The sequence below is a fragment of the uncultured Flavobacterium sp. genome (genome assembly GCF_963975005.1).
In the GTDB taxonomy this organism is placed as follows: domain Bacteria; phylum Bacteroidota; class Bacteroidia; order Flavobacteriales; family Flavobacteriaceae; genus Flavobacterium.
This window is the reverse complement of sequence record NZ_CAXBFR010000098.1, coordinates 1-10,879: the sequence shown is the minus strand read 5'-3', so window position 1 is coordinate 10,879 and position 10,879 is coordinate 1. Positions and strand designations below refer to the sequence as shown.

Here is a 10,879-nt window from a genome sequence, read left to right as displayed (position 1 = left end):
ACTTCTTTTACTATTTCATCAATAATTTCATCATTAATATAATCCTTATCCTCCTCAACAACAGCCATATCCTCAACAACAGCCATATCCTCATCTGCTTTTGGTCTTGGTATTTTAATTTTAGGTATCTTTTTGTTTTTAATTGTCTTGTTCTTTATAGGCTTTAGACCAGTTAGTGTCTATTTTGGAGATATGGGTAATTACTATCATAAATTTAATTTACTTGTAAACGGTAATCCTCCAAATTATAATAAAGATTTTTTATTCATATTTTTTATGAATATAATTTCAAGTTCTGAGTCAGCAACTTTTTTCTTTTTTTTATGTGCTTTTATGTATTTATATCCATTATTTAGTTTTACTAAGAAGGTTTTTAATGAGTATTGGTTTTATGCCTTTTTTATGCTTATAATTTCATTTTCTTTTTGGTCATATGGTACAAATGGTATTCGTAATGGTATAGCTTCTAGTATTTTTTTATTAGGAATTTCAATTAAAAAAAAATCTTTTAAATATATTATGTTTATTGTTGCTTGTGGTTTTCATCAATCTTTATTGTTGCCATTTATGGCTTATTTGATGACAAATTATTACAATTATCCTAAAAAATATTTAATTGCTTGGTTATGTTGTATACCATTATCTTTAGTTTTAGGAAATGTATTTATTTCTTTTTTCCTAAATTTAGGAATAATTGATTCTAATAATTTAGAAGGCTATATGGGTGGTTTTGACTACGCAAGTGAGGGTATTACGGACTTAAAAACAGGTTTTAGATGGGATTTTTTAATATATAGTGCATCTGGTGTATATGCAGGGTGGTATTATATTTATAAAAAATTATTTACAGATATCTTTTACTTCAGGTTATTTAATATTTATTTAATTGTAAATGGGTTTTGGATTTTAGTAATAAAAGCAAATTATTCGAATAGATTTGCCTATTTATCATGGTTTATGTTAGGAATAATAATAATTTATCCATTGTTGAAAAAGAAAATATTTAGAAATCAACATAGAGTAGTAGCAATTATCATTTTAGCTTATTTTTCTTTTACTTATTTAATGAATGTAATATTATCATAATGAATCAACTTACCGTTTTTACACCTACCTTCAATAGAGCTTATTTGTTGCCACAATTATATAAGAGTCTTATTAAACAAACCAATCAAGATTTTGAATGGTTACTTGTTGATGATGGGTCTACAGATGAAACTAATGAATTGGTAGCTAGTTGGCAAAAAGAAAAGAAGATTACTATACACTATGTCTTTCAAGAAAATCAAGGCATGCACGGAGCACATAATACAGCCTACAATACAATTACTACTGAATTTAATGTTTGTATTGATTCAGATGATTACATGCCTGACAATGCAGTGGAACTAATTTTAAAAAATACTAAAAATTTAGATGAAAACGAAGCCGGGATTATTGGTTTAGATGCTACTAAAGATAATAAAATTATTGGCACAACTATTCCAAGTAATTTAAAGGCTGTTAAACTGAACGAACTCTATACGCTGCATCAGGTAAAAGGAGATAAAAAAATAGTATATAAAACAGCTGTTGTTAAACAATATCCTAAATATCCTCTTTTTGAAAAAGAAAGGTTCGTGCCTTTAGATTATCTTTATATATTGATTGATCAGGATTATACTTTAAAACCGATTAACGAAGTATTGTGTATTGTAGAATATCAAGATGATGGTTCTTCTAGGAATATTTTACAGCAGTATAGAAAAAACCCAAATGGTTTTGCCTTTTCAAGAATTAGTCGTATAAAATTCGGCAAAACGTTTAAAGAAAGGTTTAAAAATGCAATTCATTTAGTGTCTTCTGCAATTTTTTTAAAAAATCCATCTTGGTTGTTTAAATCTGATAAGCCGTTACTTGTCTTTTTAGCTTTACCTTTTGGAATTCTATTAAATTTGTACATACGTTTTAAAACCAATAAATGAAAATAATACATATAATAAATTCCTTAGCTACAGGGGGTGCCGAAAAATTAATTCTCGACACTTTGCCTTTATACAATGAAAAAGGAATTCATGTTGATTTATTGTTGCTGTGGGATAACAATTGCATGTTTACTCAAGAGCTAAAAAAAATGGATTGCGGCACAATACACATTTTAAAAACATCTAAAAATTATAAAGACATTTATAGCATTTCAAACATTTTTAAAATTGCAAAAATTTTAAAAAATTATGATTTAGCGCATGTTCATTTATTTCCAGCTCAATACTATGTTGTTTTGGCAAATATTTTAATTGGCAATAAATGCAAATTAGTATTTACTGAACATAATACTACAAATAGAAGAATTAAAAGCAAACTGTTAAAACCATTAGAATCCTTTATTTATAAAAGATATATAAAATTAATCTGCATAACAGAAGAAATAAAAAATATTTATCTTAATTACTTAAACAAAAGTAATAGTCAACTTGTGGTTATTCAAAATGGTGTCAATATTAATAGCATTACAGAAGCTATACCACATGATAGGATAGGTATAAATGAACACATTGCTTTAGATGATGTCATAATAATTCAAGTGGCAGCATTTAGACCTCAAAAAGATCAGTTGACTTTAATAAAAGCAATGCAATTTCTTCCTAATCATTTTAAACTTTTGTTAGTTGGAGAAGGTGAAAATAAAAAAATATGTGAAGCATTTGTCACCAAAGAAAAATTGACAAATAGAGTTTTCTTTTTAGGTCAGAGAGCAGATATTCCTAGGTTATTAAAATCTGTAGATTTAGTTGTCTTGTCGAGTAAGTATGAGGGTTTGTCTTTGTCTTCAATTGAAGGTTTAGCATCAGGAGTACCTTTTATAGCTTCTGATGTACCAGGACTACGTGAAATTGTTAAGGGATATGGGGTGTTATTTGAAGAAGGAAATACGACGGATTTAATTAATAAAATTAATAATTTGATAAATGATAATGAGTATTATTTACAAATAGCAAAAACTTGTTTAGAGCGTTCAAAGCATTTTGATATTTCAATTATGATAGAAAAACATATTAAACTTTATAAAGAAATACATGAAGCCTAAATTAATAAGAACTTCAACAATAGCATTGTCTTTAAATGTTTTATTGAAAGGTCAACTTTGTTTTTTGCAAAACCATTACAATGTTGTTGCTGTTTCTGGATATGATGAAGATTTAAAGGAAGTAGCTGTGCGAGAAAAGGTTCATGTTCACGCTATTGAAATGCAACGTCAAATTTCGCCTTTAAAAGATTTGATTAGTTTAATTAAATTGTATTTGTATTTTAAAAAAGAAAAACCACAAATTGTACATTCCATTACTCCAAAAGCAGGTTTGTTGTCTATGATAGCTGCAAAATATGCAGGAGTTCCAGTTCGTATGCATACGTTTACAGGGCTAGTTTTTCCTTCTAAAAAAGGTATTATGCAGCGAATACTTATATTAATGGATCAACTATTGTGTTGGCATGCTACAAATGTATTTCCTGAAGGGCAAGGTGTTAAAAAAGATCTTTTGGCTTATGAAATAACAAACAAGCCTTTAAAAATAATCGCAAATGGTAATGTTAACGGAGTAGATTTATCTTATTTTGACTCCTTTCATTTTTCCAAGCAAGATAATGTTAAATTAAGAGAAAAATTAAGCATAAATCATGATGATTTTGTTTTTATTTTTGTAGGAAGGTTGGTTTCAGATAAAGGAATTAATGAGTTGGTGGAGGCGTTTGGAAGATTTGGAGAAGAGGAGATGGGGAGAAAGGGAGAAGGGGAGAATGGGAGAATGGAAGATGAGGAGATTAGGAGAAAGGGAGAAGGGAAGAAAGGGAGAAGAGGAGATGGGGAGTATTGGAGAATAGGAGAAAGGGAGAATAGAAGAAAGGGAGATTTGGAGGATGGGAAAGGGAGTTATAGCTGTAAACTTTTACTAGTAGGTCTTTTGGAAGCGGAATTGGATCCTTTGTTACCTGAAACTCTAAAAAGTATTGAGGAAAATCCTGATATAATTTCTGTAGGTTTTCAAAACGATGTTCGACCTTATTTTGCTATTGCTGACGCTTTAGTTTTTCCAAGTTATAGAGAAGGTTTTCCAAATGTGGTTTTACAAGCAGGAGCAATGGGTTTGCCTAGTATTGTTTCAGATATCAATGGGTGTAATGAAATTATTATTAATGGAAATAACGGTTTAATAATACCAGTTAAAAATACCGGTGCTGTTTTTGAAGCCATGAAAAAATATTTAATAGATAAACAAGTATATCAATTGCATAAAAAAAATGCAAGGAATAGAATTGCGGAAAATTATGAACAAAAAGTAGTTTGGTCTGCAATTTTAAACGAATATAAAAGCTTAGAAGAAAATGTATAAATCCTTTTTCAAAAGAATATTAGATTTTATAGCTGCCCTAATTGGATTTATTCTTTTAAGTCCAGTCTTTATAATTGTTATGGTAGGTCTGTTTTTTGCCAATCACGGTAAGCCATTTTTCTTTCAAACACGACCTGGTAAAAATGAAAGGCTTTTTAACATCATTAAGTTCAAAACCATGAATGATAAAAAAGATCCTTTAGGCCAATTATTATCAGACAGTGAACGACTAACGCCAATTGGTGCTTTCGTTAGAAAAACATCTTTGGATGAAATCCCACAATTGTTGAATGTACTAAAAGGAGATATGAGTTTAATTGGTCCAAGACCTTTGTTAGTACAATATTTACCTTTGTACAATGAAACTCAAAAACAAAGACATGCTATTAGACCAGGCATAACAGGTTGGGCACAAATTAACGGTAGAAATGCAATCAGTTGGAACCAAAAATTTGAATATGATGTTTGGTATGTGAAAAATTGCACTTTTTTGTTAGATTTAAAAATACTATTTTTAACAGTTAAAAAAGTAGTTGTAAGTGAAGGAATTTCTCAAGAAGGAGAAGTAACTATGGAAGTTTTTAAAGGGAATAATAAGTAAATTAATATGGAAACCAATAAATATCTTTTTGGAGCAAGTGGTCATGCAAAAGTTGTATTAGATGTTTTGTTTTCAAATAACATAAAAGTGTTAGCAATTATTGATGATAATCCTAAAACTCTTTATATTTCAACTATACCAGTTGTTAAGACTAAAGACTTTGAAATTCCTGAAGGTAGTCAATTTATAGTGGCTGTTGGTGATAATTCAATCCGAAAGAAAATAGTAAACAAAAACAACTTCCAATATTTTTCAGCATTCCATTCAGATGCCACAATTTCAGCATTTGCTTCTATAGAAGAAGGGACAATAGTTATGCCACAGGTAGTTGTTAATTCAGATGCAAAAATTGGAAAACATTGCATAATTAATTCAAGAAGTGTTGTAGAACATGATTGTGTTTTAGAAGATTATGTTCACATTTCGCCAAATGCTTCACTAGCTGGTAATGTTACTATAGGAGAAGGAACTCAAATTGGTATAGGCTCAAGTGTGATACAAGGCATCACAATAGGGAAATGGGCAACCATTGGAGCAGGTGCTGTTATCCTAAATGATGTACCAGATTATGCAGTTGTAGTGGGAAATCCGGGAAAAATTATAAAAATCAAGACTAAATGATTTTCAAAAGAATTTTTGATATAGTTTTTTCAGTAGTAGGCTTGCTGTTTATGGGTTGGGTTATACTGCTTACAATAGTAATAGCTTCTTTTGATACAAAATCAAACGGTTTATTTACGCAAGACCGTGTAGGTCAATACGGTAAACTATTTAAAATTTTTAAAATAAAATCCATGAAGGATAAAACACAACAAATTTCATCATTCGGTCGATTTTTGCGAAAATCTAAACTCGACGAACTACCACAATTACTTAATATTTTACTCGGACAAATGAGTTTTGTAGGACCAAGACCTGATATTCCGGGATATTATGATAAATTAGAAGGAGAGAGCAGAAAAATCCTTTCCTTAAAACCAGGTTTAACTTCTGAGGCTTCTATCAAATACGCCAAGGAAGAAAAGCTTCTTACTCAACAAGTTGATCCGTTGGCTTATAATAATAATGTAATTTTTCCCGATAAAGTGAAAATGAATTTAAAATATTATTATAACCAAAGTATTTTCTTAGATTTGCAGATATTGTTTAGGACGGTTTTTCGTTAGTAGTTATAGTTGTTGGTCGATGGGGAGAATTGGTGATGAGTAGATAGAGTGATGGGAGTGGGTTTTAGAGTTGTTTTATTAAGTTTAACTATAGAAGGCCAATTTTGTTGGGCCATAAAAATTAAAAAAAATGAATACAAAGCAGAAAGTAAGTGTGGTGTTGGTTCTTTTGTGTAGCGTAATGTCTTTTGGACAAGAGAATTGGAATAGAATTTCCATTGAAACGGGTTATGGGTATGTGACTCCTTCAAAACTATACGGAAGCGAATTTAGTAAAAGTGATTTTTCAGGATTTAATCATTTTGACATTGGGGTTCGATATATGTTTGAACCAAACTTTGGAGTAAAGTTAAATTATGGAAGAGATGCTTTTTCAAAAGGAGAGGCTGGAGTTACTTTCAACACAATAATTGCTTCAGCTGTCTATAATGTGGGGAGTTTGGTTGATTTAAAACGAGCTACAAATGAAAAAATTGGTTTGTTAGGGCGTGTTGGTGTGGGAGTTACTTTTGCTAAACCAGAAACCATTAGCGGAACAGAACATATTGGAACGGCTACTATTGGTTTAACGCCTCAAGTAAAAGTATCAGAACGCATTAGTTTTTATGGAGATTTTGCTTATGCTTTTCGTTTGAAACAACATTATGGTTTTGATGGGGTGCTTTTAGACAATCAATATAAGTCAAAACTTGGGAAAACAGCTGTGTTTTCTTTAGGCTTAAATTTTTATATTGGCGACAAAACCAAACACGCTGATTGGTGTTAATAAATTTGGAATAGCCTTATTTTAGGGATTTACTTTATATCCTATAACAATAATTTTAGCATATGAATTCAGAAAAAATATGGTTGTCTTCTCCACATATGGGAGGTAACGAACAAAAATATGTGCAAGAGGCTTTCGATACGAATTGGGTTGCTCCTTTAGGGCCTAATGTTTCGGGTTTAGAAAAAGATATAGAACACTATTTAAGGGAAGATATGCATGTGGCGGCCTTAAGCTCTGGAACAGCGGCATTGCATTTAGGATTGGTTTTGCTTGGCGTTAAAGCGGGTGATGAGGTTTTATGTCAAAGTATGACGTTTTCTGCCTCTGCTAATCCCATATTGTATTTAGGGGCCATTCCTGTTTTTATTGACAGTGAAAAAGATACTTGGAATTTATGTCCGCTAGCTTTAGAAGAAGCTATAACAGACAGAATAGCTAAAGGAAAAAAACCAAAAGCAATTATTGGGGTTCATTTATATGGCATGCCCTTTAAAGTGGAGGAGATAATGGCAGTTTCCAAAAAATACGGCATTCCTGTTTTGGAAGATAGTGCTGAAGCTTTGGGGAGTACTTACAAAGGACAAAAATGTGGAACTTTTAGTGACTTAGCAGCTTTGTCTTTTAACGGAAATAAAATTATAACGACTTCTGGTGGAGGTGCATTGGTTTGCAAAGAAAAGGCAGTTAAAGACAAAACTATTTTTTTTGCTACACAATCTAGAGATAATGCTCCTCATTACCAACATTCTGAAATTGGTTATAATTATAGAATGAGTAATATTTGTGCAGGTATTGGTCGAGGTCAAATGGAAGTCATAGATTTAAGGGTTTCCCAGAGAAGGGCTATGCATAGCTTTTACCAAGAAGTTTTTAAGGACAATCAAGAGGTTTCTGTTTTTAAAGAACCCCATGAAGATTATTTTTCAAACCATTGGTTAAGTGCTATTTTATTGGATTCTTATGAAAAAAGAGAAGCTTTGCGTTTGTTTTTAGAAAAGGCGGATGTTGAATCTAGGCCTTTGTGGAAACCGATGCATTTGCAGCCTATTTTTGAGAAGTATCCTTATTATGGTACCACTGTTTCAGAAGACTTGTTTAAGAAAGGCCTGTGTTTACCATCAGGCTCAAATTTAACAGATATAGATAAAGAAAAGATTAATAAAAATATAACCTCTTTTTTTAGTACATTTGTTTAAAATCAACTCAATTTTAAGAAAAAATTTTAAGTAATAAATTGTCAAAAAATCTACTAATAAAATCATTTAATATGCTGTTTAATAAAAGGATAAACGCATTTGGTTATTTGCCTCGATGGATCATATTTTGTATTGATATTTGTATTTTATTATTTGCAAATGCTATAACTTATGGGATGTTGGTCAATTTGCAGATTAAATTTTATGAAACGCTTTCAAGCTTTGAACGCTATGGTTTAATATTGGCTGTTAATGTGTTGTTTTTTATTGTCTTTAAAACTTATGCTGGTATTGTGAGGCATAGCAGTTTTATTGATGCCGTAAAGTTAATGTTCTCCACTTTTTCATCCTTAATGGTTTTAATTGGGATTAATTATTTCAGTTATTTCTTTTGGGGTAAAAAAATATTTCTATTTCCAGGCTTAATATTGAGTTTTGTATTGTCTTTTACTTTTTTATTTTTCTTTAGAATTATAGTGAAATTTGTTTTTGAGAATTTTATCAATTCCATAGATGCTAAAAAATTGATTCCAACAGTTGTATATGGCTCAGATGCCAATGCCATTGCCGTAGCCAATGCTGTTAAATCAGAAAGCCCACCCCGATTTAAAATTGTGGCCTTTATGGACAGTTCTAAGTCTAATAAATCGAAAAGTATTTTAGGCTTACCAATTTTATACAACAGCAAGAAAACATCCGTTATCCTAAGAAGTTTTAGAGCGAAAGCTTTAATTATAGCTGAAAAATCGCTCTCCAAAGATCAAAAATTGGAGATTATTGATGATTGTTTAGAACATAATATTAAAGTGTATACCATTCCCATTATTACCAATTGGGAAGATGAAAAAGAAATTTCAAAACAAATTAAGAGTTTTCAAATTGAAGATTTATTGGAAAGAAAACCAATTGTTTTAGACAATAAATTAGTTTCGAGGCAATTGTCAGGTAAAGTGGTTCTAATTACAGGGGCTGCAGGATCTATAGGAAGTGAAATTGTTTGGCAAGTATTAGAGTTTAACCCTAAAAAGTTAATCATTGTAGATCAAGCTGAAACACCTTTGCACCACATTTCCTTAGAAATTGAAAAATCGCAAAAGAAAGTAAAGGTAATAACAATTATTTCGGATATCCGAAACAAGTCTAGTTTAGAAAGAGTCTTTGAACAGTACCGACCGGATGTTGTATTCCATGCTGCGGCTTATAAACATTTTCCTTTAATGGAAAACAATCCTTGCCAAGCCATTTATACCAATGTCTTAGGGACCAAAAACGTAGCGGATTTGACGGTACAATATGGCGTGAAAAAATTTGTAATGGTTTCTACAGATAAAGCGGTTAACCCAAGTAATGTAATGGGAGCTAGCAAACGAATCGCTGAGAAATATGTACAAGCCTTGCATTATAGTAGCCTTTTGGGTAAAGAACATAGCACAAAATTCATTACCACCCGATTTGGAAATGTTTTAGGTTCTAACGGTTCTGTAGTGCCTCTTTTTAAGAAACAAATAGAAAGTGGTGGACCAATTACCATAACACATCCAGAAATTATTCGTTATTTTATGACCATACCAGAAGCTTGTCAATTGGTTTTGGAAGCTGGAGGAATGGGTAATGGGGGTGAAATCTATATATTTGATATGGGCAAACCCGTTAAAATTATTGATTTGGCTAGAAAAATGATACAATTAGCTGGATATGAACCGGATAAGGAAATAGAAATTAAAATTATTGGTTTAAGACCCGGTGAAAAATTGTATGAAGAGTTGTTGAATGATACCTCTAAAACCCTACCTACGCACCATGAAAAAATTATGATTGCTGAGGAAGAGGAAGAAGATTATAACCAAATTATAAAGGATATTGATCAATTGATTGCCATTTCTTTGTGCAAAGAAGAAGTTGAGATTGTTCAGTATATGAAAAAAATTGTACCAGAGTTTAAGAGTTTAAACTCTACTTATGAGATTTTGGATTAATTAGCGTACTCTTTTATGTAATATTTAAATAATGTATCTTTATCCCCTAAAAAAAACAAAATGAATAGAAAAGTAGTATTATTTTTTATTTTATCCCTAAGTATTTTGATAGTTTCCTGTTCTTCTTCGGAAAAATTTGCCTTACTTCAAAACGCATCTACTACAAGCGAAACAAAAACAGCCGATTTTCAAGCCGTTTTGCAACCGGATGATTTATTAATGATTTTAATTTCAGCAGGAAACCCTATAATTGCTCAGCCTTACAATTTAGCGAATGCTACAGTTACTTCAAATACAGCCTCACAAGTTGGTCAACAACAAATTTTGCCTTATCAAATTGATCAGGAAGGGAATATTCAAATGCCAGAGTTAGGAACCATAAAAGCCTCAGGAAAAACGAGAAATGAATTAGTGGCACATATTGAAAAATTATTGATTGGAAAAATCACAAATCCAGTTATAACCATAAGAATATTAAACTTTAAAGTTTCTGTTCAGGGCGAGGTAAATAGACCAGGAACATTTCCAATCAATAGTGAAAGAGTAACTCTTTTAGAAGCTTTAAGCATGGCGGGTGATTTAACGATTTATGGAAAAAGAGATAATATTTTAGTCATAAGAGAAGAAAATGGAGTTAAAAGTTTCCAAAAAGTGGATATTACTAAAGGAGATTTTGTTAATTCATCCTACTATTATTTAGTACAAAATGATGTGATTTACGTGGAACCAAATAAAACAAAAGTTAATTCTTCTGTTATTGGCCCCAATATAACAGTAGGTCTTTCATCGCTATCCTTATTA

General features: G+C 31.0%; 11 protein-coding genes. All 11 read left to right on the top strand.

Annotation, left to right across the window (positions count from 1 at the left end):
- Positions 1–66 precede the first annotated feature (66 nt).
- Positions 67–1,086, top strand: a complete 1,020-nt coding sequence (locus tag AACZ53_RS11185) for an EpsG family protein (RefSeq protein ID WP_339838368.1) — start codon at positions 67–69, stop codon at positions 1,084–1,086.
- Complete coding sequence (locus AACZ53_RS11180; RefSeq protein ID WP_339838365.1) at positions 1,086–1,964, top strand: glycosyltransferase family 2 protein; 879 nt, start codon at positions 1,086–1,088, stop codon at positions 1,962–1,964. Before AACZ53_RS11185 ends, AACZ53_RS11180 begins: the two co-directional genes overlap by 1 nt.
- Positions 1,961–3,067 (top strand): glycosyltransferase, encoded by a 1,107-nt coding sequence (locus AACZ53_RS11175; protein ID WP_339838362.1) that lies wholly within the window; start codon positions 1,961–1,963, stop codon positions 3,065–3,067. The genes AACZ53_RS11180 and AACZ53_RS11175 overlap by 4 nt, the downstream gene beginning before the upstream one ends.
- Positions 3,057–4,370: a glycosyltransferase family 4 protein gene (locus tag AACZ53_RS11170; protein WP_339838359.1), complete on the top strand. Its 1,314-nt coding sequence runs from the start codon at positions 3,057–3,059 to the stop codon at positions 4,368–4,370. The genes AACZ53_RS11175 and AACZ53_RS11170 overlap by 11 nt, the downstream gene beginning before the upstream one ends.
- A complete protein-coding gene (locus AACZ53_RS11165) occupies positions 4,363–4,971 on the top strand; it encodes a sugar transferase (protein ID WP_339838356.1) in 609 nt (202 codons plus the stop codon). The genes AACZ53_RS11170 and AACZ53_RS11165 overlap by 8 nt, the downstream gene beginning before the upstream one ends.
- A 6-nt stretch (positions 4,972–4,977) precedes the next feature.
- Entirely contained in the window at positions 4,978–5,592 is a 615-nt protein-coding gene (locus tag AACZ53_RS11160) for an acetyltransferase (RefSeq protein ID WP_339838353.1), read from the top strand.
- A complete protein-coding gene (locus tag AACZ53_RS11155) occupies positions 5,589–6,137 on the top strand; it encodes a sugar transferase (RefSeq protein WP_339838351.1) in 549 nt (182 codons plus the stop codon). Before AACZ53_RS11160 ends, AACZ53_RS11155 begins: the two co-directional genes overlap by 4 nt.
- Positions 6,138–6,267: 130 nt before the next feature.
- Complete coding sequence (locus AACZ53_RS11150; RefSeq protein WP_339838347.1) at positions 6,268–6,903, top strand: outer membrane beta-barrel protein; 636 nt, start codon at positions 6,268–6,270, stop codon at positions 6,901–6,903.
- 62 nt (positions 6,904–6,965) lie between these two features.
- A complete protein-coding gene (locus tag AACZ53_RS11145) occupies positions 6,966–8,102 on the top strand; it encodes a DegT/DnrJ/EryC1/StrS family aminotransferase (RefSeq protein WP_339838344.1) in 1,137 nt (378 codons plus the stop codon).
- Between the two features lie 71 nt (positions 8,103–8,173).
- Positions 8,174–10,078, top strand: coding sequence for a nucleoside-diphosphate sugar epimerase/dehydratase (locus AACZ53_RS11140; RefSeq protein WP_339838342.1), 1,905 nt, complete (start codon positions 8,174–8,176; stop codon positions 10,076–10,078).
- A 60-nt stretch (positions 10,079–10,138) separates the two neighbouring features.
- The coding region (locus AACZ53_RS11135; RefSeq protein ID WP_339838339.1) for a polysaccharide biosynthesis/export family protein at positions 10,139–10,879 on the top strand (741 nt) is incomplete at its 3' end.

Excerpts from the sequence above, each read along its gene's own strand:
- AACZ53_RS11180 (WP_339838365.1), top strand. The coding sequence starts at position 1,086 with ATGAATCAACTTACCGTTTTTACACCTACCTTCAATAGAGCTTATTTG.
- AACZ53_RS11175 (WP_339838362.1), top strand. The coding sequence starts at position 1,961 with ATGAAAATAATACATATAATAAATTCCTTAGCTACAGGGGGTGCCGAA.
- AACZ53_RS11170 (WP_339838359.1), top strand. The coding sequence starts at position 3,057 with ATGAAGCCTAAATTAATAAGAACTTCAACAATAGCATTGTCTTTAAAT.
- AACZ53_RS11165 (WP_339838356.1), top strand. The coding sequence starts at position 4,363 with ATGTATAAATCCTTTTTCAAAAGAATATTAGATTTTATAGCTGCCCTA.
- AACZ53_RS11160 (WP_339838353.1), top strand. The coding sequence starts at position 4,978 with ATGGAAACCAATAAATATCTTTTTGGAGCAAGTGGTCATGCAAAAGTT.
- AACZ53_RS11155 (WP_339838351.1), top strand. The coding sequence starts at position 5,589 with ATGATTTTCAAAAGAATTTTTGATATAGTTTTTTCAGTAGTAGGCTTG.
- AACZ53_RS11150 (WP_339838347.1), top strand. The coding sequence starts at position 6,268 with ATGAATACAAAGCAGAAAGTAAGTGTGGTGTTGGTTCTTTTGTGTAGC.
- AACZ53_RS11145 (WP_339838344.1), top strand. The coding sequence starts at position 6,966 with ATGAATTCAGAAAAAATATGGTTGTCTTCTCCACATATGGGAGGTAAC.
- AACZ53_RS11140 (WP_339838342.1), top strand. The coding sequence starts at position 8,174 with ATGCTGTTTAATAAAAGGATAAACGCATTTGGTTATTTGCCTCGATGG.